The following is a 24,263-nucleotide window of genomic DNA, read 5'->3' as shown; positions in this document are numbered from 1 at the left end:
AAAAAACAGAATAGATTTGAAATAAAGTCATTTTTGAAATCATTTTCTTTCTTTAGAGCGTGTTATAGATATTGAATTGTCGGTATATTTGGTATATAATAAAAAGATAGTATTTTATAGGTGAATAGATCTTTTTCAAGTTGAGGGGATGAACATGTTTTTTAGACGCCAGAAGGGTGAATATAGAGAAACAGACCGTGTAACTCGGTTCAAATTAATCAAATCAGGGAAGCATTGGCTACGGGCCTCGACTTCCCTTTTTGGCTTATTTAAGGTGATGCGTGGAAGCGCAGATACAAGCCAAGTAAAGATTGAAATGGTCGAAAAGCAAGAAGGTCAGAAGTTGACTGGCTTGGATGTCTTGAAAGGGATAGCAGCTACGGGGACGATCTTAGGTGGTTTTGCTGCGACGCAAACGCGTGTTTATGCCAATGATGCAGTCGCTGTTGAAAAGACTGTCGAATCAAAAGATACCCTGGCGACGAGAGATTCAGTAGTGCTAGGGACGACACAGGATCATCAAGATGCTGCTAGCTTGTCTTTGTCTACCAGTCAAAGCCAGTCATTGTCAGAATTCAATTCGCAGAGCGCCAGTCAATCTGCCTCTACGAGTCAGTCTGTCAGTGCCTCAAGCTCTTCTAGCATGAGCCAGTCGATGAGCGACTCTGCTTCTACTAGTCAGTCCTTTGCAAACAGTCAAAGTGTAACTGCTAGTTCAAGTGAATCCCTTGGGACACAAAATCAAGCGAATAGTAATCTGTCAGAGAGAGCTTCAGTTGGTGTTCAAAGTCAGTACCAAGCAAGTGAGTCAGCTCGGGAGACAGTGAAAGAATCACAACCTTCAAAAGAACTAAAAGCAGTTGATTTTTCTACAGAATCCTTGCCTCAAAGTGAGTCTGGTCTTGTAAAGAATGAAGATGTGACGGCTGAATCGAGTCTGACTATGACTTCTGTAGCCTTGACAGAAAAGCAAAGTGAAGAAAAACGGAAGAAATTAGAGGCCTTGTCTGCTGAGATTGGGCAGTTTCTAGCTCAAGCTCAGGGACTTCCAAACTCTGATGAGGCAATTGCCAAGGCTAGTCTAGCGAAGAATGAGATAGCAGAAGCCTTGAAAGGGGAGGTTTCTGATTTTACTTCTATTTTGAATAAGGCTACAGAAGCTCGAAATAGTATTGCAAATGCTGTGTTACGTGCCAACTCTGGACTTCGTGACAGCAGAAACGGACAAGCTTTGACCCAAGCTTCAAATACCGCTAGCTTCAGAGCTGCTAGGGATACAGAGAAGCCAGAACTTCAGAAAATAACCGTTACAGGTGGCGCAGTTCTAGAAGGACAAAAATTTAAAATTTATCGAGAAGAAAATTTTTCTGCGACCATTGAGTTTACTGATAACAGTGGTCGAATTGAACATGCAAAATTTGTTCCTACTGCTGTTCCCGCGGCCTATCCGGCTACTTCAACTGTTGTCTCATTCACTACGAGTAATGGTCAAAGTATCAGCATGATTGTTCCGACAAATAAACTAGCCAAAGATGGAAATGCTACAGCATCAAATCCTTTCACCGTTTCAATCACGGGTTCTGTTGGAAAAAATCAAGCAGTAAATAGTTTGTGGACTCGTTATGTTTTCACCTATAATCAGGAAGGTAATTTTAGCGGAAATACTACTGACGTAGGTCTTGTAAAAGATTTAACAGCCAACCCTGCCGCAATTCAATTTGAAGTCCATGCTCAGTCTGAAAAGTACGAACCAGCTATCAATGCTGAGGTGAATCGAAACTTTACTCTAACGGCCAATTCAGGGACTGTTTCTGTTGGTGAAGCCAGTCAGTACATCACGAATGCTACAGGGACACCAGAATTACCTACTACAGGAATTACTAAGGGAACTAGAACAACCTATACTTGGAAATCTGGAACCAATACGAATTTGTCTGCTGGACGGCATACTTTGACAGCGGTGGTAACTTATCCAGATGGAAGTACGGATGAAGTAGAGATTCCTATTGAGGTTCGCCCTCAGACACCTAGAATTGAGGAACGGTTCCTTAACGAAAAAGGTGGTCTCACAAATCAAGCGATTACGGTAGATGGGGTTGCTCCAGGTGGGACAGTTACTTTAACAATTGCAGGTGAAACATTTACCAAACAGGCAACGGGGAGTTCTACCAGTGTAACCTTTACTGCAACTGACTTGAAGAAAGTATATGATCTCAATGGAGGACGACTTCCAAGTGGACCAGTGACTGCTAGTACGACAGTAGATGGTTTGGTTTCAGATACATTTAATGGGCAAATCACGCCAAATCAAGCGTCAATTTCAGTAAGTAATAGCCAATCAGCGTCCGTAAGTTCGAGTCAATCGGCTTCAGCGAGCTCGAGTCAATCTGCCTCAGCGAGCGCAAGTCAGTCTGCTTCAGTAAGTTCGAGTCAGTCCGCTTCAGCGAGTGCGAGTCGATCAGCTTCAGTGAGCGCAAGTCAGTCTGCCTCAGTAAGTTCGAGCCAATCAGCGTCAGCGAGTGTCAGCCAATCAGCTTCAGTGAGCGCAAGTCAATCAGTATCTGCAAGTTCGAGTCAGTCAGCCTCAGTAAGCTCAAGCGAATCAGCCTCAGCGAGCGCAAGTCAGTCTGCCTCAGTGAGCTCAAGCCAATCAGCCTCAGCGAGCGCAAGTCAGTCTGCTTCAGTCAGCTCGAGTCAATCGGCCTCAGTAAGCTCAAGCCAGTCAGCGTCAGTGAGTGCCAGTCAATCCGCGTCAGCCAGCGCTAGCCAGTCAGCGTCAGTCAGCTCAAGCCAATCCGCGTCAGCAAGTTCGAGTCAGTCCGCATCGGTGAGCTCAAGCCAGTCAACTTCAGTGAGTGCTAGTCAATCCGCTTCAGTAAGCTCCAGTGAGTCAGCGTCTGTAAGCTCCAGCCAATCAGCATCAGTAAGTTCGAGCGAATCCGCGTCAGTGAGCGCTAGTCAGTCAGCTTCAGCAAGTTCGAGTCAATCGGCTTCAGTAAGCTCCAGCCAATCTGCTTCAACGAGCGCAAGTGAATCAGCATCATTGAGTGCAAGTCAGTCAGCTTCAGCGAGTTCGAGTCAATCTGCATCTTCAAGTGCTAGTCAGTCAGCGTCAGTGAGCGCAAGTCAGTCAGCCTCAGTAAGCTCAAGCCGATCTGCATCAGTAAGTGCCAGTCAATCCGCTTCAGTAAGCTCGAGTCAATCTGCATCATTGAGTGCCAGTGAGTCAGCATCTGTAAGCACAAGTGAATCAGCTTCAGTAAGTGCTAGCCAGTCTGCATCATTGAGTGCCAGTGAGTCAGCATCAGTAAGCTCGAGTCAATCCGCTTCAGTAAGCGCAAGTGAGTCAGCATCGGTAAGTTCGAGTCAATCAGCCTCAGCCAGCACGAGTCAGTCAGCTTCAGTAAGTGCCAGCCAATCTGCTTCAACGAGCGCAAGCCAGTCAGCGTCCGTAAGCTCAAGTCAGTCAGCTTCAGCAAGTTCGAGTCAATCGGCTTCAGTAAGCTCCAGCCAATCTGCTTCAACGAGCGCAAGCCAATCAGCCTCAGCCAGCACGAGTCAGTCCGCATCAGCAAGTGCAAGTCAGTCAGCGTCCGTAAGCTCCAGCCAATCTGCTTCAACGAGCGCAAGCCAATCAGCCTCAGCCAGCACGAGTCAGTCCGCATCAGCAAGTGCAAGTCAGTCAGCGTCCGTAAGCTCCAGCCAATCAGCCTCAGCGAGCGCCAGCCAGTCCGCCTCGGTAAGCTCAAGTCAATCTGCTTCAGCAAGCTCAAGTCAATCCGCTTCATCCAGCGCTAGCCAATCCGCTTCTGTAAGTTCGAGTGAGTCAGCGTCTGTAAGCTCCAGCCAATCTGCTTCAACGAGCGCAAGTGAATCAGCATCATTGAGTGCAAGTCAGTCAGCTTCAGCGAGTTCGAGTCAATCTGCATCTTCAAGTGCTAGTCAGTCAGCGTCAGTGAGCGCAAGTCAGTCAGCCTCAGTAAGCTCAAGCCGATCTGCATCAGTAAGTGCCAGTCAATCCGCTTCAGTAAGCTCGAGTCAATCTGCATCATTGAGTGCCAGTGAGTCAGCATCTGTAAGCACAAGTGAATCAGCTTCAGTAAGTGCTAGCCAGTCTGCATCATTGAGTGCCAGTGAGTCAGCTTCAGTAAGTGCCAGCCAATCTGCTTCAACGAGCGCAAGCCAATCAGCCTCAGCCAGCACGAGTCAGTCCGCATCAGCAAGTGCAAGTCAGTCAGCGTCCGTAAGCTCCAGCCAATCAGCCTCAGCGAGCGCCAGCCAGTCCGCTTCAGTAAGCTCCAGTGAGTCAGCGTCTGTAAGCTCCAGCCAATCAGCATCAGTAAGTTCGAGCGAATCCGCGTCAGTGAGCGCTAGTCAGTCAGCTTCAGCAAGTTCGAGTCAATCGGCTTCAGTAAGCTCCAGCCAATCTGCTTCAACGAGCGCAAGTGAATCAGCATCATTGAGTGCAAGTCAGTCAGCTTCAGCGAGTTCGAGTCAATCTGCATCTTCAAGTGCTAGTCAGTCAGCGTCAGTGAGCGCAAGTCAGTCAGCCTCAGTAAGCTCAAGCCGATCTGCATCAGTAAGTGCCAGTCAATCCGCTTCATCCAGCTCAAGTCAATCTGCTTCAGCAAGCTCAAGTCAATCCGCTTCATCCAGCGCTAGTCAATCTGCCTCAGTAAGTTCAAGCGAATCAGCCTCAGCGAGCGCTAGCCAATCAGCTTCAGCGAGCGCAAGTCAATCAGCATCTGTAAGCTCGAGCGAATCGGCTTCAGTAAGTTCGAGCCAATCTGCTTCAACGAGCTCGAGTCAATCTGCATCATTGAGTGCCAGTGAGTCAGCATCTGTAAGCACAAGTGAATCAGCTTCAGTAAGTGCTAGCCAGTCTGCATCATTGAGTGCCAGTGAGTCAGCATCAGTAAGCTCGAGTCAATCCGCTTCAGTAAGCGCAAGTGAGTCAGCATCGGTAAGTTCGAGTCAATCAGCCTCAGCCAGCACGAGTCAGTCAGCTTCAGCAAGTTCGAGTCAATCGGCTTCAGTAAGCTCCAGCCAATCTGCTTCAACGAGCGCAAGCCAATCAGCCTCAGCCAGCACGAGTCAGTCCGCATCAGCAAGTGCAAGCCAGTCAGCATCCGTAAGATCAAGCCAATCAGCCTCAGCGAGCTCCAGCCAGTCAGCATCCGTAAGCTCGAGTCAATCAGCGTCTGTAAGCACAAGCGAATCGGCTTCAGTAAGCTCCAGCCAGTCAGCATCTGCAAGTGCAAGTCGATCAGCTTCAGCGAGCGCAAGCCAATCAGCATCGGTAAGTTCGAGTCAGTCTGCATCTGCAAGTTCGAGTCAGTCTGCATCTGCAAGTTCGAGTCAGTCCGCATCTGCAAGTTCGAGTCAGTCCGCATCGGTGAGCTCAAGTCAATCAGCCTCAGCAAGTGCAAGTCGATCAGCTTCAGCCAGCGCAAGCCAGTCCGCATCGGTGAGTGCGAGTGAGTCCGCCTCAGTCAGCTCGAGTCAGTCTGCATCGGTAAGCTCCAGCGAATCTGCTTCAGTGAGCGCGAGCCAGTCTGCCTCAGTCAGCTCCAGCCAGTCAGCATCCGTAAGCTCTAGTCAATCCGCATCTGCAAGTGCTAGTCAGTCAGCATCAGTAAGTGCCAGCCAGTCCGCTTCAGCAAGCGTAAGTCAATCCGCTTCAGCCAGCGCAAGCCAGTCTGCATCGGTGAGTTCGAGCCAATCGGCATCTGTAAGCTTAAGTCAGTCTGCCTCAGCGAGCGCAAGTGAATCTGCATCTGCAAGTGCAAGTCGATCAGCTTCAGCCAGCGCAAGTGAGTCAGCATCAGCAAGTGCTAGCCAGTCTGCTTCAGTAAGTTCGAGTGAGTCTGTATCGGCAAGTTCGAGTCAATCGGCTTCAGTAAGCTCAAGCCAATCTGCTTCGGTAAGTTCGAGCGAATCTGCCTCAGTGAGCTCAAGCCAATCTGCCTCAGTAAGCACAAGTGAATCAGCTTCAGCGAGCACGAGTCAATCTGCCTCAGTGAGCTCCAGCCAATCGGCATCAACAAGTACTTCAACTTCTGCAAGTATGCTAGCAGCCGAGTTAGCATTGGAAAGTGCTTCGATCTCAGCAAGTACATCAGTGAGCGAATCTACTTCAACGAGCGCATCACTCTCAGCTAGCATGTTCGCCAGTGAATCGACTCTAGCAAGTACTTCGGTTTCAGCAAGTATGTCAGTGAGCGAGTCAACGTCGATTAGCACTAGTCTCTCGACTTCAGATTCTATTAGTAGTTCTGCATCAGCAAGTACTCTGGCATCTACTTTAACAAGCACCTCTCTCTCAATGGCAAACATTGCAAACCAAGGTCAATCCGCTTCAAGCAAGCCGAGACAAGTCTTACCAAATACAGGAGCGTCGACTTCGGTAGCATCTGCTTTGTTGGGAGCATTGGCAGCTGTGACAGGTATCGGTCTTCTTGCCAAGAAGGATCAGAATGACGATCAAGAAAGTCATTGATAAGATATAAAAATCAATGAATAAATAGTAAAATGGAAAACCTTTGAAAACATGATTTTTCAAAGGTTTTTTCTATATGTGAGAAGGGGAAAATCCTCTTTCGAGTTTGAAATAAACTAGGGGAAAAGGTATAATAGGAAGGTGAGATAATCATCGAAAAAATCAGAACTACAGTAGTAGAAAAGTAGCCAAAAGAATGTGAAAAGAAAAGGGGACGAAATGAAAAAAGAGCTTCAAAAAGCCATTGTACTCGGTGGTGATAATGCATATATGGACAAGATTGAGACAACAATCAAGTCAATCTGTGCCCATAACCGAGCAGTGACTTTTTATGTTTTCAATGATGATTTGCCATCTGAATGGTTTCAGCTCATGGAGAGACGTCTAGAGCCTCTAGCCTCAAAAATCGTCAATGTCAAGATTAGTCATCATGGCTTAAAGGAGTATCATCTTCCCTTGGCTCATCTAAGTTACGCGGCTTACTTTCGTTATTTTATTCCTCAGTATGTCAGCGAAGACCTAGCCTTGTACCTGGATTCGGATATCATCGTTAGATCAAACCTAGATCAACTCTTTTTAGAAGATATGGTGGACTGGCCGGTAGCTGCTGTAGCAGATGCTCTAGTTCCTAGCACTTTTAATTCTGGTGTCTTGCTGATTAATGTGGCCCTCTGGCGTCAAGAAAAGGTGACGGAGCACTTGTTGAGCTTGACAGACCAACTGCATGACCAAGTTTTTGGTGATCAGGGCGTGTTAAATCACCTTTTTGAAGGTCGTTGGAAATCGCTGCCAGCTACCTATAATTTTATGGTTGGTATGGATACAGTGGCTCGAAATTACCAGATGGATTCTTGGTATAGGGACTCTCTTGCTACTGAGAAGACAGCCAAGATTATCCATTATACAGGGGACAAGCCTTGGTACCAAATCAACCTCAATCGTTTGAGGGAGGACTGGTGGTTTTACTACGGACTAGAGTGGCCTGATATCGTCATGAAAAAATGTGATTTCCATAAAGGATTGGCATCTTTAGTTCAAGCTCCCCAGTATGCGACCGCTATTTTTACCAATACATGTCACATAGAGAGAATCGAACACCTGATCCAAGAATTGCCCGATGTAGAGTTCTCTATCCTAGCTCATACCAATTTTGCGCCGGAAATCATGAACTTGCAATCGCATCTGAATGTACGCCTCTATCCTTACTTTAATCCCATGAATGTCAAAAAAGTCTTGGAAAAGATTGACTTTTACTTGGATATCAATCATGAGGATGAAATTGCAAACATTATCCAAGAGGTGCAGCAAAGAGAAATCCCTATATTTGCTTTTGAAACCACTAGTCATGACTCGAGTGGTTACAGTCACGTATACTCACCAGCAGCCGTAGATCAAATGATCGAGTCTATCCGCACGCTTTTGGAATCAAAGAAGCAGTCGTTGTAAACTGAAGGAAACTAAATGAAAAAAACAATTGTTCTCGCAGGAGATTATGCCTATATTCGCCAGATTGAAACAGCGCTCAAGTCTCTCTGCTACCATAATAGCCATGTCAAGGTCTATATCTTTAATCAGGATATTCCTCAGGAGTGGTTCCGCGCTCTCAGACCGATAGTAGAGCAAATGGGCGGTGAATTAGTGGATGTCAAGATGCTTGGCGCCCAATTTCAGATGAACTGGAGCAATAAACTGCCCCATATCAATCACATGACCTTTGCCCGTTACTTTATCCCTGATTTTGTCGAAGAGGACAAGGTTCTTTACTTGGATAGTGATTTGGTTGTGACAGCTGATTTGACGGCTCTCTTTGAAATGGACTTAGGAGAAAACTACCTGGCTGCCGCGCCATCTTGTTTTGGAGTTGGGGTTGGTTTTAATGCAGGTGTACTCTTGATCAATAACAAAAAATGGCGGGCAGAATCTGTGAGACAAGAGCTAGTTGAGTTGACGGAGCGGGAACACCAACATGTGAGTGAAGGAGACCAGTCCATCCTCAATATGCTCTTTCATGACAGCTATGCTCCTCTGGATCAGAACTATAATTTCCAGATTGGTTTTGATAGTGGGGCTGCCTCACATGGACATGAGTTCATCTTCCAGATTCCCCTAGAGCCCCTGCCAGCCATCTTGCATTTCCTTTCTCAAGACAAACCTTGGAACACTCATTCGGTTGGGCGTTTGCGTGAGGTTTGGTGGTACTATCATCTGATGGAGTGGTCGGTCATTACTGAAAAATGGCGTCAGGCTGGAATTGACTATCCAGTCACAGTCTATCAGCCAGCTATGTCTTGTGTTAATTTGACTAACTCCTGGCATCTTGAGAAAATCGACTATCTGGTTCAAGCCTTGCCAGAGGTGCATTTCTACATTGCAGCCTATACAACGATGGCACCGGAACTCATGCTCTTGTCACGTTTTGAAAATGTGACCCTCTATCCCAACACCTTCCCTCTCTTGGTTGAGAAACTGATCCAGCAGACAGATGTCTACCTTGATATTAACCACGATGACAAGTTGAGTGTTGTTTATGACTATATTTCACACTTTGAGAAACCGATCTTGACTTTTGACAATACCCAGTCGCGGGAACTACCTGAAAGTGCCTATGCAGGTATTTTCTCAGCAGAAAGACCGGAAGAAATGGTAGCAGCTCTGACAGCTTATCTGGACGAAAAAACTCACGAAAACTGATATAGAGATTTGAATGTACTAAGATAAAAAGGCTTGATGGGCCTCGTGTGACAGGACAGAAAGATAAAAAGAAAAGGAGGAGCTAGTGAAAGAATTTCGTTCATCGATAGCAGTAAAAAAAGGGATGCACACCCTGTTTTTGCTCTTTATTTATGTGCTCGGGAGTCGTCTGGCTCTTCCTTTTGTTAACCTCAATAGTCGGGATTTTCTCGGAGGAAGCGCAGCCTATTTGGACTTTTCAGTAGCTCTGACTGGTGGAAATCTTCGCAGCCTCTCTCTCTTTTCCATCGGGCTTTCACCTTGGATGTCAGCTATGATCTTGTGGCAGATGTTTTCCTTTTCAAAGAAACTGGGCTTAAACTCAGTTTCTTCGGAAGTTCAGGATAGACGGAAAATGTACTTGACGTTAGGGATTGCCTTGATTCAGGCCTTGGCCTTGACGACAAACCTCCCTGTCCAAGCCCCCTACAATCCCTTCTTGGTCTTTCTCCTCAATACCAGCCTTTTGGTTGCGGGGACCTTCTTCTTAGTTTGGCTGTCGGACATCAATGCGTCTATCGGAGTTGGAGGCCCTGTCGTCATTTTATTGGCAAGTATGGTGGCTTCACTCCCTCAGGACATCATCCAATCGGTCCAAGTTCATAAGATCTCTCCTTGGTTGCTTTTCCTGTTGCTGATACTTGGCGTCCTCTTTACCTATCTCGTCGTTCTCTTTTACAGAGCGCGATACCGCATCCCTATCAATAAAATCGGGCTCCATTCTCGCTTTAAACGCTATTCCTATCTGGAAATCACGCTCAATCCTGCAGGTGGCATGCCTTATATGTATGTGATGAGTCTCATGGGCTTGCCTTCTTATCTCTTGCTCTTGCTTCAACATCTGGATAAGGGCAATCCGCTCTACCCTGCCCTACTGGAGCAGTATGCGATGGGGAAACCCTTGTGGATCTATGCTTATATCCTTATCCTCTTTGTCTTTAGCATTGCCTTTGCCTTTGTTAATGTGAGTGGTCAACAAATCGCAGATCGGATGAAGCAATCAGGAGATTACATCTATGGGGTCTATCCGGGTGAGGATACCAGTCGCTTTATCAACCGTTTGGTTCTCCGATTTGCTCTGATAGGTGCAGTCTTTAACGTTACCTTGGCTGGACTTCCGATATTGTTTGTCTTGAAGGATGAGAGTCTGTTAAAAGTCAGCATGATTCCCGGACTCTTTTTAATTTTGAGTGGTATGTTGTTTACGATTCATGATGAATTGCAAGCGCTCCGACTAAATGAAAGGTATCAGCCACTATTCTAGGAGGTTTTGATGTATTACTTTATTCCAGCCTGGTATGGCAAGGAACGTCCCTGGCATGCCGATTTGACACCTTGGTATTTTTCTCATTTTAAGCTAGAATTTGATGACACCTTCAATCAGATTCGCTTGATGCAACGCCAAGGGGTCCCTGCCCAGGTCCTCCTTTTGTCCTATCAGCCTCATCTTCGCTATTTTCTCCATCGCCAAGGTATTTTAGAAGCACAGGTTTATTCCTTATTTGATGAATTGCAGGATTTTCATGAGATTCGACCACAGATCTTGCAACTCAGAGATATTGAGTGGGATGAGGACTGCGAGTTTGTTTACAGTCCCTTTACCATTCTGGTGCTGAAGGATGGCAAGCCCTATGCCCAGGTAGAGCACGGGATAGAAGGTTTTATCAGTACGATTCAGTATTTCAAGGAAGATGGGTTCTTGTCTGCCAACTACCTGATGGATGATCGGGGGCTGGTTTCCAGTGTGATTTACTACGAAGATGGTCAGGCTATCTACCAAGATTACCTCAATCCCAAGGGACTGTGGCAGTTTAGAGAGCATTTGCAAGATGATGGCCGTATCGAGGTCAATCCTATCTTTGCTTTTCGCTTCCAACAAGAGGCTTACCAAGATATGGGGGAATTGATTGCGGAGTTTTTTGAGAAGAAAATAGCTCAACATCCTGAGGAAGGAGCGACCTATTTTCTGCCTGCGTGTGACCAGCACAATTCTTTCCTTTTAGAACGATTGCCTCACCAAACTACCAAGGTTCTCAGCCTTTTTATCGGACGAAATCCCCAAGAGCAATTACCACAACTGGCAGGTCTGCTGGATAAGGTGGACCTTGTTCTGGTTGACAGGGAGGATACCCTGCGCTTGGCTCAGTCTGCCTTTTCAGAACAAGCAATGAAGTTTCGTCATTTATCGCCTTTTGATACGCGCTTGGAGCTGGGAAAGAGTCAGACTCGGAAGGAGTCGCTTCTCTACTATCAACTGGACTTTGAGCAGGGGATAGAGGACCAGGCTCTCTATCAGGTCTTGCGTTTCCTTTCTGAAAACAAGGATACAGAGCTGGTCTTTGGAGCCTTTGCTGCTAGTCAAGAAGAAATGAAGCGGCTGGAAACACGTGTTTCTGAGATGATTGCAGAGCAGTTTCAAGACCAGGAACTGGAGAAGGAAGTTGATTATCAAGGAGCTGAAAATCCACTTGAGGACAATCGCCATCAGAGCAAGCGCTATTCGTTTGTCAATATGAGGGATGAATCGGAGTTAATCAAGCAGCTGGAATTTGTTCGTTTGATTGTCGATTTGAACAGTCAGCCTCTTCTTTATACTCAGATCGCGGGGATTAGTGCTGGTATCCCTCAAATCAATAGGGTCAAAACAGAGTATGTCAGCCATCAGAAGAATGGCTATCTGTTGGAAAACACTGCTGATTTTGCGCAAGCTGCCCATTACTATCTCGATAGTTTGCAGGTGTGGAATGATGCTCTGATCCATTCGATTGAAAAGATAAAGGAACATACCGGGGAGCAATTCCTAATCAAGCTAGAAAAGTGGTTGGAGGAGGTGACTCATGGAAAAGAAGTATAAGATCTTGCAAATCGGTCCAGAGGATTGGCGAGATACACTTGCCCTACCAGCCCAACTAGACTGGTATCATGTCCCTCCCAACACACCGTCTGCCATCCAGAAAATCATGGATGAGAATGACTTAGATCACTTTCATGCTGTCATTCTCACGGATGGGGCTTATCTAGTAGATTTGCTACCTTTTGCATCTAGCTTGGAACCCTATACAGTTTTCTATCCAGAACAGTTTGCAAGTCAGGATGAAGGTCTTCAAAACCTCATCAAACAGCACTGCATGCAGGCGATGGACCTGTCAGACCGACAGGGCTTTGTTCGAGACCTCTCCACCTCCCTCTTTGAAGGTGGTTATGGGGACAAGCTGAGTCCAGCTACGATACGGATTCATCCGAATTTCCAAGGCTCAGTCTCCTATCAAGGATTTGAGCATCTGGAGTTAGAAGGAGATTTTGGCAAGACCTATACCCAGCTAGCCTCTTGGGCCTATAATCAGACTGTTCAAGCCCTTTCGCCAATCGAACTCTGGCTCGAATATGAAAAGAGTGGACCAGTGGACTTGCGCTTGCGTTTGCGAAAGATCCCAGCAGGATCCATCTCAGAGATAAAACAGGATATTCTCCTTGAGGAAGCAGACTTTGCCTCAGCAATCATAGTGGAGCAAGACTATGATGCTTATCTGAGTATTTCTCTTGAAGCGCGTGGTCAAGGGAAGGTCAACATCGGCAATCTCCACCAACGCTGGAGCCGGAAACAGTTTGGAAAGTTTGTTCTCGGAGGCAATATCCTGCATGACAAAAAACGTGAGGAAATCAACTATTTCTTTCACCCGGGGGATTTCAAACCTCCTCTAGCAGTCTATTTCTCAGGTTATCGTCCGGCGGAAGGTTTTGAGGGTTACTGGATGATGAAGAATCTCAGATGCCCCTTTCTCCTCTTTTCGGACCCTCGATTAGAGGGTGGAGCCTTTTACCTAGGAACTGAGGAGTTGGAAGACAACATACAAGCAACCATCCAACACTATCTAGACTACCTAGGCTTGGATAGAAGTGACTTGATCCTATCTGGGCTGTCAATGGGAACCTTCCCTGCCCTCTACTATGGAGCCTACTTTGAACCCAAGGGAATCGTAGTCGGAAAACCCTTGACCAATCTAGGAACCATCGCACAGCGGGGCCGACTAGAGGCGCCAGGAGTCTTTCCGACTAGCTTTGATGTCTTGCACCTTCAGACAGGAGGAGTGAGCCAGAAAGACATGAAGGACTTGGATCAACGTTTTTGGACCCGATTTAAACAAGCTGATTTTTCCCAGACGACCTTCGGCCTTTCTTACATGAAGGACGAGGATATGGATAGTAGTGCCTATGACCAGCTAGTGGAGACACTTTGTCAGACAGGAGCCAAGATTTTGTCCAAAGGAACCGCAGGTCGACACAATGATGATACAGGAACAAACGTTGCCTGGTTTATTCATTTTTACAAGATGATACTAGAAGAATACGGAAGAGGTGAGACATGATTATCATCAAGAGAGAGGATATTAGGTGGGGTGAGATGGGAGCCACTTATCTTTATGGTAGCCAGATCACCTATCATGCAGACGGTCATGTTACCCTGAAAAATCCTTTGCTGGCTTCAGGTGAAACCCTTAAAACCTGGTTTTCTAGTGTCAATTACCAGGCTACTAGAAGTCAGCCCAGCCTCCCTCTTCTTAAGAAAAATCACACCTACCGTCTCTCTATGAAGATGCAGGTTCAACCAGCCAATGGTCTCTATCTCAAACTGACTTTTTTAAACCGTTATGAGGTAATCATCGAGGAGAAGATTGAAAGACAATTTTCCTTTAGCTTCACCTATCCTGAAGCGGCCTACACCTACCGCCTTTCCTTGATTAGTGCAGGTTTTGAGGCTCTTGACTTTGTTTCGTTTTCTATTGAGGAGGATGCTGGTGTTTAATCGTTTGTATCAGGAAAGACAACTGAGAAAGGTCAAGAAGCTTTTAAGCCAAATCAACGCTCTCAAAGAAGAGATGGCTGCCCTCAGTGATGAGGAAATGGCTGCAAAGACAGAGGAGTTTCGCCAGCGTCTTGCCCAGGGAGAAACCTTGGATGAGCTATTGGTAGAAGCCTATGCCCTTGTTCGTGAGGCCGATAAACGTGTCTTGGGTCTCTTTCCCTATGATGTGCAAGTCATGGGTGCCATTGTGATCCATCAAGGAAATGTGGCAGAGATGAATACGGGTGAAGGCAAGACCTTGACTGCCACCATGCCCCTCTACCTCAATGCCCTAACGGGAAAAGGCAGCATGCTGGTCACGACCAATGACTATCTGGCTAGACGGGATGCAAGCGAAATGGGCCCAGTCTACCAATTTTTAGGTCTAACTGTCGGTCTTCCCTTTTCAGAGGACCCAAAAGAGGACTTGACTGCGGAAGAGAGAAGAAAGATCTACACCTCGGACATCGTCTACACGACCAATAGTGTCCTGGGATTTGACTATCTCAATGACAATCTTGCCTCCACTCGTGAGGGGAAATTCCTGCCTCCCTTTAACTATGTCATCATTGATGAGATCGATGACATTCTACTCGATAGTGCCCAAACTCCCTTGATTATCGCAGGTTCTCCCCGCGTCCAGTCTAACTATTATAGGATGATTGATACCCTAGTGACGACCTTGGTTGAGGGAGAAGACTACATCTACAAGGAAGAAAAAGACCAGGTTTGGTTGACCCGAAAAGGTGCCCAGACGGTCGAAGGTTTCCTAGGAATCGATCATCTCTATAAGGAAGAGTATGCTAGTTATGTTCGGCATCTGGTCTATGCTCTTAGAGCCCATACGCTCTTTACTAAGGACAAGGACTATCTGGTTCGAGGGCAAGAAATGGTCTTGTTAGACAAGGGAACAGGGCGTTTGATGGAAATGACCAAGCTTCAAGGAGGTCTCCACCAAGCTATCGAAGCCAAGGAACATGTGAAGCTCTCTCCTGAAACCAGAGCTATGGCTTCGATCACCTACCAGAGTCTCTTTAAGATGTTTCGTAAAATCTCAGGTATGACAGGAACTGGAAAGGTGGCAGAAAAAGAGTTTTTTGAAACCTATAACATGTCTGTCATTCGCATCCCAACCAATCGCCCACTTAGGCGAATGGACCATCCGGACAATCTCTATGTGACCCTCCCTGAGAAAGTGTATGCTTCTCTCGAAGCTATCAAGACCTACCACGCCAAAGGCAATCCACTCCTGATCTTTGTCGGATCTGTAGAAATGTCCCAGCTTTACTCGTCCTTGCTCTTGCGAGAGGGGATTTCTCACAATGTCCTTAATGCCAATCATGCGGCGCGTGAAGCCCAGATTATCGCAGAGTCTGGACAGATGGGGGCAGTGACCGTTGCGACTTCTATGGCAGGTCGAGGGACAGATATCAAACTCGGTCCAGGTGTTGCAGAATTGGGTGGTTTGATTGTGATTGGTACCGAGCGGATGGAGAGCCAACGAATTGACCTGCAAATCAGAGGTCGTTCTGGTCGCCAGGGTGATCCAGGCATGTCTCAATTTTTCGTATCGCTTGAAGATGATGTGATCAAAAAGTTCGGGCCGTCTTGGGTTCACGACCTGTATCAAGACTACCAAGTGGAAGATATTAGCAAACCTATCCTACTCAAGGCTCGCAAGTACCGCAATCTCGTCAGAAAAGCCCAAGAGGCTAGTGATAGTGCCAGTCGCTCTGCACGCAGACAAACCTTAGAGTATGCGGAAAGCGTCAATATTCAGCGTCAGATGGTCTACAAAGAAAGAGATCGCTTGCTGGATGGGAGCCGTGATTTAGAGCATATCCTTGAGGACATACTGGCAGACTATACCAAACAAATCTCAGAAAAAGCCTATAGCAGCCCCCAAGAACTCTTTCACTTCATCGTGACCAATATTAGCTTCGGGATGAGAGAATTACCAGCTGATTTGGATTTAGCTGATGCAGATCAGATTCGGGAGTTACTAGAGAAAATAATAGCCAAGGAAATCGCAGCTAAAAAGGAAGTCCTCCAACCTCACCAGCTCTATGACTCTTTTCTGAGAATATCCATGCTCAAGGCTATTGATGACAACTGGGTTGAGCAAGTAGACTATCTCCAACAGCTCAGTCTAGCAATCGGGAGCCAGTCTGCTTCTCAAAAGAACCCTATCGTGGAGTACTATCAGGAGGCCTATGCTGGCTTTGAAACCATGAAGCAACAAATCCGTACAGATATGGTACGCAATCTTCTCATGGGGATTGTGGAAGTAACGCCCAAAGGTGAGATTCTCACCCATTTTCCATAAAAAGAGGATCATATGACAATTTACAATATAAATCTAGGAATCGGTTGGGCGAGCAGTGGTGTCGAATATGCCCAGGCCTACCGAGCAGGGATTTTTAGAAGTTTAGACCTAGCATCTAAGTTTATCTTTACCGACTTGATTTTAGCAGACAATATCCAGCACTTAACGGCCAATATCGGCTTTGCGGATGATCAGGTAATCTGGCTTTACAATCATTTTACAGATATCAAGCTAGCACCGACCAGTGTTACAGTTGACGAGGTCTTAGCCTCTTTTGGTGGCCTTGAGAGTCATAGGGAGCAGGATGGCAAGGTCTTGCGCGTCTACTTTTCAGATGAGGATAAGTTTGTGACCTGCTACTTGGTAGACTCGGCTAAGAATCTAGTACAGCATGCAGAGTATGTATTTGGGGGAAACTTGATTCGCAAGGATTATTTCTCCTACAAACGCTACTGTACAGAATATTTCGCGCCTAAAGACCAAGTGGCTAGACTCTATCAACGAAGCTTTTTCAATGAAGACGGCAGCACCGCTTACGATATCTTGCTGACTGAAGGTCAGGAAGAGGTCTATCGATTTAAGGACCGGATTCTGTACGGAAAGCCAGCCCTTATGCGCTATTTTATGCAAAGTTTGAACTTGAGCAAGTCTGATTTGGTCATCTTGGATAGGGAAACAGGGATTGGTCAGGCTGTTTTTGAAGAAGCACAAAAGGCCCATCTAGCAGTTGTCGTTCACGCAGAGCACTATAGTGAAAATGCTAGTAACGAAGACTATCTCCTTTGGAACAACTACTATGAGTATCAGTTTACAAATGCGGACAAGGTCGATTGCTTTATCGTATCCACGGATCGGCAGAAGGAAGTTCTCGAAGGTCAATTTGCCCAGTACAGTCAGCATCGTCCACGAATCGTCACGATTCCAGTTGGGAGCATTGATCAGCTGACGGAGCCTGCTAGGGAACGAAAGCCCTTTTCTCTCATTACTGCTTCGCGTCTGGCCAAGGAAAAACACATTGACTGGCTCGTCAAGGCGGTTATCCAAGCGCATCAAGTCCTCCCTGAGCTCACCTTTGACATTTATGGCAGTGGGGGTGAGGAGTCCCTTTTAAGGGAAATCATCACGGCTCACCAAGCGGAGAACTATATCCAGCTCAAGGGGCATGCAGACCTGGCTCAGATCTATCCCCAGTACGAAGTCTATCTGACAGCCTCAACCAGTGAAGGCTTTGGTCTGACCTTGATGGAGGCAGTTGGTTCAGGCTTGCCCCTGATTGGCTTTGATGTGCCTTATGGAAACCAGACCTTTATCCAGGACGGTCAAAATGGTTACTTGATCCCAAGTTCGGATGACCATGTTGAAACGGCGATTAAAAGATCCTTTGCAGAAAAGATCTGCCAGCTCTATCAGGAAAATCATTTGCCAGATATGAGAATAGCATCTTATGACCTAGCTAGAGAATTTTTAACAGACAAAGTAAGGGACAAGTGGAAGAAAACGATAGAGGAGGTCCTGCATGATTCAACTATTTGATCGATATGGCCAGGAAAGCCGAGATTTACATGAAAGTCTAGAAGCTGCTGGTCTGTCCCATGTCACAGTTGTGATCGAGCCAGACGGCTTTCTCCCAGATGGGATTCTTTCTCCCTTTACCTACTATCTAGGTTACGAGTCGGGAAAAGCTCTTTATTTCAACCAAGTAGGCGTACCTGAGTTTTGGGAGATTGCGGGCAATAACCAGTCGGCGCATATCCTAGAGGATTCTCGGGAGAGGGGCGTGATTCACTATGTGGATGCTCCTCAGGCCCGTCTGATCAAGCAAGTCGACTGGAAGGACCTATCCGGTCGCATCTACCAAGCAGACCACTATAACCGATACGGAGCCTGCTTTGCCAAGACCACCTATAGTGCAGATGGGCAGGCTATCCTGACCAAGTATCAGGATGCAAAGGGACAGGAAATTGTCCTAGAAAATCATGTGACAGGCGATATCCTCCTAACCTTGCCCGGACAAGCCCTGCGCCATTTTAAAAATCGAGTGGAGTTCACGATCTTCTTTTTGCAAGACTTGGGAATCGACACTCGCCACCTTCTCTTTAATACTCTAGCTACCTCTTTCTTGGTCTCATATCATTATCCAGACAAGAGCGGACAGGATATCTTGGTTTGGCAAGAACCGCTAGATGATTGCCTTCCTGGGAATATGCAGCTGCTCTTGGAGCAAGAGGGGCTGAGAGCCAAGCAGATCCTCATACCAGATAAGGCTACCTATGAACAGGCCTTGGCCTTGACCAATCCAGCCTATCATGACAAGTTTGTCCATCTAGGTTATCATTATCAGTTCAAAAGAGAAAACTTCGTTCGACCAGATGCCTTGATCCTTACCAACTCAGATCAGATCGAACATATCGAAACCCTGATTGAGTCCTTGCCAATGGTGACCTTCCGAATCGCGGCAGTGACTGAAATGTCATCCAAATTGCTGACCTTGCTTTCCTATCCCAATGTCGTTCTCTATCAAAACGCCAGTCCGCAAAAGATTCGAGAACTCTACCAGCTGTCTGACCTCTATCTAGATATCAATTACGGAAACGAGCTTTTGGATGCTGTCCGTCAAGCCTTCGAGCACAATATGCTCATCCTAGCCTTTGACCAAACAGCTCATAACAGACCTTACACAGCTCCAGAACACCTCTTTGATGTGCAGGCTGTTGGAGACATGATTGCGAAGATTCAAGAAGCTCTCAGCAGTCTTGACAAGATGGGCCAAGCCCTTGGACATCAAGGTCGTCATGCCAACTATGTGGACTTGGCTACTTACCAAGAGAGGATGGAAAGGATAATAGGGGAAGGACATGACTAAAAAAGATTTATTTTACAAGGATGTCGAAGGACGCATGGAAGAGTTAAAGCAAGGAGCGCTTAAGAAAGAAAAGCCTACCCGAGGAGAAAAGATCAGTAAAACCTTCTCCATTTTACTCGGCTTGCTCATCCTTCTTACCCTGATCTTTACATTATTAGGAATCTTGAGGTGAAATGATGGAAGTTTTGATGATTATAGGAATAATCCTAGCCGTCGCCTTGATTGTCCTGGTTCTCATCCAACCTCGCCAAAGCCAACTCTTTTCCATGGATGCGACTAGCAATATCGGAAAACCAGGCTACTGGCAGAACAACCGCTTGGTAAAAATTGTAACCCTCTTGCTCAGTCTAGCCCTGTTTGTCTTGCTCCTTATTTTTATGATAGTGACCTATCAGTAAGGATGCAGTTCCATTCACAGATGAGGAATACTAAACACGAAAAAAAGATCCAAGCAAATCGGAGGATAGAATGGAAGAACTAATGAATGAAAAAATTATCGAAATCGTGCATTAAACCAACGATATGATTCCAGTAGAGTGGGATGATCTTTATATCAATTTTGAAATAGATAAGACGCTTAGTGGTGGTGTGTATTTTCTTTAAATATAAAGGAGAATATCATTATTACATGGATATTCCATCTTTATTTAACATTTCTGAAGACGACTTTGATAAGGAATTTTTTGAATTATTTGATTTAGGTGGTGAGATGAAGAAGATATTCATCGAGAACGGTCTCGCAGAGTGGTCTGCCTTTACAATTAAGGTGGATGAAAACAATAAAGCCTCTTTGGACTTCGACTATGCACCATGGCTCGAAAGTGGTTTTGGACCAAGTGCTAGAACTTCTTTTTTTCAATATAAATACTTGGGCCAGCAACCTGACAACGAAAAAGAGCTAGAACAGTTCAAGGCAATGGAAGCCTTCCAGCAGGAGCATAATGGCAAATAGAAAGTATAATCATGGAAATAGAAAACACAGTGTCAATTTGGATTGGCAACTTTGATACTAAATTAGAATTAGATGAGTTTATAACTTTGAAATATGATGATGAAGGAGAGGCGATTCCTTCAATGTTTTATCATCAATATAACATTGATATTGATGATATTGATGATTATCTAATTGAAAAAGAAGTTTTTGAAACCAGCTTTACAAATTTGTTTGACATGCTAAAGGGCGCATCCTATGACAACATTATTGTAAAGAATTTAGAGCAAAAAGGCATAAAAGCCAATATCGCACCCAATAATACGTTGATTTTGATATATAATTATCAGTTTGATAGCAATGTTCCACAAACAAGTAACACAGAATTTGTAGCGACTGTACGGTACAAATAATTAGAAGAGTGAAATGAATCGATCTACAATTTTACGGAGTAATTGGAGGGCTTAGATTCACAATTTCTAAAATCAGGAAAGAGGATAAAATGTTAGTAAACTTTATAAAAGTGGCAGATATGCCCAAAGATGTTATTGAAAAATATAAAAATCAAGTTCCAGCTGAGTTGGTTCAAATTTGGCAGGAGGATGGTCTGGGAACCTTTTTAGATGGTTATTTGAAGGTGATTAATCCAGAGGATTATCTTGAACTTCTCCAAGATAGTTATTTCAGAGGAGATGTCGCTTTTCCTATGTTTGTAACAGCATTTGGAGATATTATTACTTGGGAAGAAAATGCCTACGTGGGAATTGTCCAATATAATATTCAGGATTTGGATATTATTTGTAAGGGTATGGATTTATTTATTCGATTTTTAGATAACGAATATATTACAAAAAAATTTGAACTGGATTTATATAGACAGGCTGTGTTAAAACATGGTCCCTTGTCTTATAACCAATGTTTTGGTTTCGTTCCACTTCTAGCATTAGGTGGCTTTAAAGATGTAGACCACATGGATAAGGTAAAAGTCTTGGAACACATTTACCTCATGTACCAGCTGACAGGTGGTGTGATGGACGACTAGGAGTTGCTATTTCTTTATTGAGAATAGTACGAGAGGAAGAACTTCCCTTCCAAATACAAAACACAAGAACCTCAGAGGAAGTCCTCTGAGGTTCTTTGCGTTCTAGTTTCCATATTTCTGGTAAAAATCGACCTTGACCTGGATAAAGGTTTCGGCTTCGCGTAGTAGTTGCAGGAGGGTGGCACGGGTTTCAAACTCCTCACGTGTTTTAGGGAGACTCCGATTGCGGAAGACTTGCAGATAGCGTTCGATGTCATCAAGTAGGTCATGAGCAGGATTGGTCTGGCTTAGCTGGGCAGCAATCTTTGAAAAGAGCTGGGCCAAGATCAAACTCTCACTTGCGGCCAAATGACAGGTATTGATCTGCTGGGCCATATTTCGCAGGATACGACTTTGTCGCTGTCTCATCTCAAAGTAGTGGATGTGATAGTCCGTCTGGTGAAAGAGGTGGTCCGAGTGATCCAGGTAGACCAGTTTGAGGGCTTCATCGAGGAGGTTGTCTAATTGGTCAACGAGTTGGGCTTGATTGCGCCCGTCTCCTCTTGACAGATAGTATTTAAAGCGAAGCAGGATGTCTTTTAACTTTTCCTCGACCTGAAGGTGGTAGCTTTGGATGGCTTTCTCACGAGAGGGCATATAAAGGTTGACCAATAGAGCAAAGCTTGTCCCGATGAGAAAGAGGAGCACTTCATTGAGCAAGAGAGCTGGAGAAGTAGACTCCTGTACCAAGAGATGACCGACCAAGACACTGCTAGGGGTGATGCCGATTTCCCAGCCCATTTTGTAAGAAAGAGGGACATAGAGAGCCAGATAGAGGCCCAGACTCCAAATGTGAAAGCCCGTCAGCTGAAAGGCTAGAACACCGATAGCGAGCGCTAGGAGCATAGAAAAGAGGCGGTTACGTGCTAATTTCAGCGTGCTTCTGCGCGTGTCGGAGAGGCTTAAGAGGGCGATAATTCCAGCTGAAACTGCTGATGATAAATCTAAAAAATAAGCGAGAAAACAAGCGAGACAGGTCGCTAAGATCAGTTTTGTTGTACGTTGAGTGAGGGACATGAAAATTTCCTAAACTAATAGAGTCAAGTGTTTAACAAGGAATCAGAGACTAGAGACGAAGTTTTCGGTTTGTAGCATACTCGGCAACCGCTGTAAAGAGGACATCTGTTGAAGAGTTCAGGGCTGTTTCGCAGGAGTCTTGCACGACCCCAATCACAAATCCGACTCCGACAACCTGCATAGCCAAGTCGTTGGAAATCCCAAAGAGGCTACAAGCGACAGGAATAAGGAGAAGGGATCCCCCAGCAATTCCAGATGCCCCGCAGGCAGAAATGGCAGCCACGACACTGAGCACAAATTCTGTCCCAAAGTCTACCGAGATTCCGAGTGTATTGACCGCAGCCAGAGTCAGGATGTTAATGGTAACGGCAGCGCCAGCCATATTGATGGTTGAACCAAGCGGGATAGAGACAGAGTAGGTGTCAGGATTCAGTCCCAAGTCTTGGCAGAGTTTCATATTGACAGGGATATTGGCGGCAGAGCTACGAGTGAAAAAGGCTGTAATACCACTGATACGTAAGCATTTCAAAACAAGGGGATAGGGATTTTTCCTCATAAAGAGAAAAGCGATGAGTGGGTTGACGATGAGAGCTACAAAGGCCATGGTAACAATCAAGAGTCCTAGGAGGACACCGTAATTAGCTAGACTGGCAATGCCCTTGTCAGAGATGGTCTTGAACACCAAGCCTAAAATTCCAAAGGGAGCTAGGTTGATAATCCATTCTACGATTTTAGAGGTGACATCCGCCATGGTTTTCAGCAATTCTTTACTATGTTTACTTGCCTCTCTCATAGCCAGACCAAAGACGACTGCCCAAGAGAGAATCCCGATATAATTGGCCTCAACAATGGCATTCAAGGGATTGTCCACCAGTTTGAGCAAGAGGTTGCTGAGGACTTGACCAATACCATCAGGAGCAGCAACTTCTGTATTTGCACTGGTCAGGGTGATTTGCACAGGCAGTAAGAAACTAGCTAGAACAGCCACCAATGCAGCAGCAAAGGTTCCAAGCAAATATAGGAAAATAACAGTCTTCATATTGGTATTTTGTCCCTTTTGATGTTGGGAAAGGGCATTGGCAACAAGGGCAAAAACCAAAATAGGAGCGATGGCTTTCAGTCCACCTACAAAGAGGTCTCCAAGCAGACCAATTCCTGTAAGGTTTGGGAAGAGCATCCCCAATGTCGCTCCAAAAATCATTCCAATAAGGATTCGTTTGATGAGGCTTGCCTTGGTCCAGGCTCTAATGATTCGTTTCATAGCAGTCTCCTTCAAATGTATTGTTTATAATTATAGTATAAATATGCTATAGAGGCAAGTAATATTTTGAAAATAGAGCCGATAATTGAATAATTATGAAAGAAAAGAGAAGGACGATTTTATGGTATAATAGGAAAAAGGAGTTTTATATGCAAGATTTTTTTCAACGCTATTTTGATAGACTTGATTTAACAACCATGTTAGAGAATCTCTTGACCAAGGTGATTTCTCTTTTGATTTTGTTTTTACTATTTTATATAGCTAAAAAGATGCTTCATGCGACTGTACGAAAGATTGTCAAGCCCTCGCTTAAATTTTCCAATCGAGATGCAGGAAGACAAAAGACTATCTCCCGTTTGCTGGAGAATGTCTTTAACTACATTCTTTATTTCTTTCTGCTCTACTGTATCCTGTCTATTTTAGGACTGCCAGTTTCCAGCCTCCTTGCCGGTGCGGGGATTGCTGGGGTAGCCATTGGTATGGGGGCGCAAGGCTTTCTATCCGATGTCATTAATGGCTTCTTCATCCTTTTTGAACGCCAACTTGATGTGGGTGATGAAGTGGTTCTCACAAACGGACCGATTACCGTTTCTGGAAAGGTCGTTAGCGTAGGGATCCGTACAACGCAACTGCGAGGTGACGATCAAGCCCTTCACTTTGTCCCCAATCGCAATATCACCGTCGTCAGTAATCTATCTCGTACTGAATAGGC

General features: G+C 45.4%; 17 protein-coding genes and 1 pseudogene. 16 read left to right on the top strand and 2 right to left on the bottom strand.

Translation table 11 applies throughout. The features are described 5' to 3' along the window. Positions 1–154 precede the first annotated feature (154 nt). The 15 genes and pseudogenes from FD735_RS07880 (at position 155) to FD735_RS07810 (ending at position 21,234) form a co-directional block, all read left to right on the top strand. Positions 155–6,499: an accessory Sec-dependent serine-rich glycoprotein adhesin gene (locus FD735_RS07880; RefSeq protein WP_139658905.1), complete on the top strand. Its 6,345-nt coding sequence runs from the start codon at positions 155–157 to the stop codon at positions 6,497–6,499. Between the two features lie 219 nt (positions 6,500–6,718). Further along, entirely contained in the window at positions 6,719–7,945 is a 1,227-nt protein-coding gene (locus FD735_RS07875) for a glycosyltransferase (RefSeq protein WP_139658904.1), read from the top strand. Positions 7,946–7,960: 15 nt separating this feature from the next. Next, entirely contained in the window at positions 7,961–9,190 is a 1,230-nt protein-coding gene (locus FD735_RS07870) for a glycosyltransferase (RefSeq protein WP_139658903.1), read from the top strand. An 85-nt stretch (positions 9,191–9,275) separates the two neighbouring features. Further along, positions 9,276–10,493 carry an accessory Sec system protein translocase subunit SecY2 gene (gene secY2 / locus FD735_RS07865; protein WP_139658902.1) on the top strand — a complete coding sequence of 406 codons (1,218 nt, stop codon included), beginning with the start codon at positions 9,276–9,278 and terminating at the stop codon, positions 10,491–10,493. 9 nt (positions 10,494–10,502) lie between these two features. After that, on the top strand, positions 10,503–12,083 hold the full coding sequence (gene asp1, locus FD735_RS07860; RefSeq protein WP_139658901.1) for an accessory Sec system protein Asp1: 1,581 nt from the start codon (positions 10,503–10,505) through the stop codon (positions 12,081–12,083). Then, positions 12,067–13,596 (top strand): accessory Sec system protein Asp2, encoded by a 1,530-nt coding sequence (asp2, locus tag FD735_RS07855; RefSeq protein WP_139658900.1) that lies wholly within the window; start codon positions 12,067–12,069, stop codon positions 13,594–13,596. Before asp1 ends, asp2 begins: the two co-directional genes overlap by 17 nt. Further along, positions 13,593–14,033, top strand: coding sequence for an accessory Sec system protein Asp3 (asp3, locus tag FD735_RS07850; RefSeq protein ID WP_000583890.1), 441 nt, complete (start codon positions 13,593–13,595; stop codon positions 14,031–14,033). The genes asp2 and asp3 overlap by 4 nt, the downstream gene beginning before the upstream one ends. Beyond that, on the top strand, positions 14,026–16,398 hold the full coding sequence (secA2, locus tag FD735_RS07845; protein ID WP_139658899.1) for an accessory Sec system translocase SecA2: 2,373 nt from the start codon (positions 14,026–14,028) through the stop codon (positions 16,396–16,398). The genes asp3 and secA2 overlap by 8 nt, the downstream gene beginning before the upstream one ends. A gap of 12 nt (positions 16,399–16,410) precedes the next feature. Then, positions 16,411–17,931: an accessory Sec system glycosyltransferase GtfA gene (gene gtfA / locus FD735_RS07840; protein WP_139658898.1), complete on the top strand. Its 1,521-nt coding sequence runs from the start codon at positions 16,411–16,413 to the stop codon at positions 17,929–17,931. After that, positions 17,915–19,261, top strand: coding sequence for an accessory Sec system glycosylation chaperone GtfB (gene gtfB, locus FD735_RS07835; protein WP_095726228.1), 1,347 nt, complete (start codon positions 17,915–17,917; stop codon positions 19,259–19,261). The genes gtfA and gtfB overlap by 17 nt, the downstream gene beginning before the upstream one ends. Then, positions 19,254–19,433 (top strand): accessory secretory system protein Asp4, encoded by a 180-nt coding sequence (asp4, locus tag FD735_RS07830; protein WP_000161925.1) that lies wholly within the window; start codon positions 19,254–19,256, stop codon positions 19,431–19,433. Before gtfB ends, asp4 begins: the two co-directional genes overlap by 8 nt. 1 nt (position 19,434) lies before the next feature. Further along, on the top strand, positions 19,435–19,659 hold the full coding sequence (locus tag FD735_RS07825; RefSeq protein WP_049479127.1) for an accessory secretory protein Asp5: 225 nt from the start codon (positions 19,435–19,437) through the stop codon (positions 19,657–19,659). 124 nt (positions 19,660–19,783) lie between these two features. Beyond that, positions 19,784–20,213: pseudogene (locus tag FD735_RS07820) on the top strand (TIGR01741 family protein). Between the two features lie 11 nt (positions 20,214–20,224). Next, a complete protein-coding gene (locus FD735_RS07815; RefSeq protein WP_139658897.1) occupies positions 20,225–20,605 on the top strand; it encodes an immunity 22 family protein in 381 nt (126 codons plus the stop codon). An 89-nt stretch (positions 20,606–20,694) separates the two neighbouring features. Next, the gene (locus FD735_RS07810) at positions 20,695–21,234 is read left to right on the top strand and encodes a T6SS immunity protein Tdi1 domain-containing protein (protein WP_049479125.1); all 540 of its coding nucleotides are present in this window, start codon (positions 20,695–20,697) and stop codon (positions 21,232–21,234) included. 102 nt (positions 21,235–21,336) lie between these two features. Here the strand turns inward: FD735_RS07810 and FD735_RS07805 are convergent, their stop codons facing one another. Next, positions 21,337–22,290, bottom strand: a complete 954-nt coding sequence (locus FD735_RS07805; RefSeq protein WP_070657731.1) for an aromatic acid exporter family protein — start codon at positions 22,288–22,290, stop codon at positions 21,337–21,339. Between the two features lie 49 nt (positions 22,291–22,339). Further along, the gene (gene sstT / locus FD735_RS07800) at positions 22,340–23,551 is read right to left on the bottom strand and encodes a serine/threonine transporter SstT (protein WP_139658896.1); all 1,212 of its coding nucleotides are present in this window, start codon (positions 23,549–23,551) and stop codon (positions 22,340–22,342) included. A 149-nt stretch (positions 23,552–23,700) separates the two neighbouring features. On the opposite strand from sstT, the gene FD735_RS07795 reads away from it, so the two are divergent. Then, positions 23,701–24,261, top strand: a complete 561-nt coding sequence (locus FD735_RS07795) for a mechanosensitive ion channel family protein (RefSeq protein WP_139658895.1) — start codon at positions 23,701–23,703, stop codon at positions 24,259–24,261. The last annotated feature ends 2 nt before the right edge of the window (positions 24,262–24,263 follow it).

Origin of the sequence: Streptococcus sp. 1643 (assembly GCF_006228325.1) — a bacterium.
Taxonomy (GTDB): domain Bacteria; phylum Bacillota; class Bacilli; order Lactobacillales; family Streptococcaceae; genus Streptococcus.
This window is presented reverse-complemented; position numbering and strand designations above follow the sequence as displayed.

Excerpts from the sequence above, each read along its gene's own strand:
- FD735_RS07815 (WP_139658897.1), top strand. The coding sequence starts at position 20,225 with ATGGAAATAGAAAACACAGTGTCAATTTGGATTGGCAACTTTGATACT.
- FD735_RS07805 (WP_070657731.1), bottom strand. The coding sequence starts at position 22,290 with ATGTCCCTCACTCAACGTACAACAAAACTGATCTTAGCGACCTGTCTC.
- FD735_RS07795 (WP_139658895.1), top strand. The coding sequence starts at position 23,701 with ATGCAAGATTTTTTTCAACGCTATTTTGATAGACTTGATTTAACAACC.
- FD735_RS07875 (WP_139658904.1), top strand. The coding sequence starts at position 6,719 with ATGAAAAAAGAGCTTCAAAAAGCCATTGTACTCGGTGGTGATAATGCA.
- FD735_RS07880 (WP_139658905.1), top strand. The coding sequence starts at position 155 with ATGTTTTTTAGACGCCAGAAGGGTGAATATAGAGAAACAGACCGTGTA.
- asp4 (WP_000161925.1), top strand. The coding sequence starts at position 19,254 with ATGACTAAAAAAGATTTATTTTACAAGGATGTCGAAGGACGCATGGAA.
- asp1 (WP_139658901.1), top strand. The coding sequence starts at position 10,503 with ATGTATTACTTTATTCCAGCCTGGTATGGCAAGGAACGTCCCTGGCAT.
- gtfA (WP_139658898.1), top strand. The coding sequence starts at position 16,411 with ATGACAATTTACAATATAAATCTAGGAATCGGTTGGGCGAGCAGTGGT.
- FD735_RS07870 (WP_139658903.1), top strand. The coding sequence starts at position 7,961 with ATGAAAAAAACAATTGTTCTCGCAGGAGATTATGCCTATATTCGCCAG.
- FD735_RS07825 (WP_049479127.1), top strand. The coding sequence starts at position 19,435 with ATGATGGAAGTTTTGATGATTATAGGAATAATCCTAGCCGTCGCCTTG.
- asp2 (WP_139658900.1), top strand. The coding sequence starts at position 12,067 with ATGGAAAAGAAGTATAAGATCTTGCAAATCGGTCCAGAGGATTGGCGA.
- gtfB (WP_095726228.1), top strand. The coding sequence starts at position 17,915 with ATGATTCAACTATTTGATCGATATGGCCAGGAAAGCCGAGATTTACAT.
- asp3 (WP_000583890.1), top strand. The coding sequence starts at position 13,593 with ATGATTATCATCAAGAGAGAGGATATTAGGTGGGGTGAGATGGGAGCC.
- FD735_RS07810 (WP_049479125.1), top strand. The coding sequence starts at position 20,695 with ATGTTAGTAAACTTTATAAAAGTGGCAGATATGCCCAAAGATGTTATT.
- sstT (WP_139658896.1), bottom strand. The coding sequence starts at position 23,551 with ATGAAACGAATCATTAGAGCCTGGACCAAGGCAAGCCTCATCAAACGA.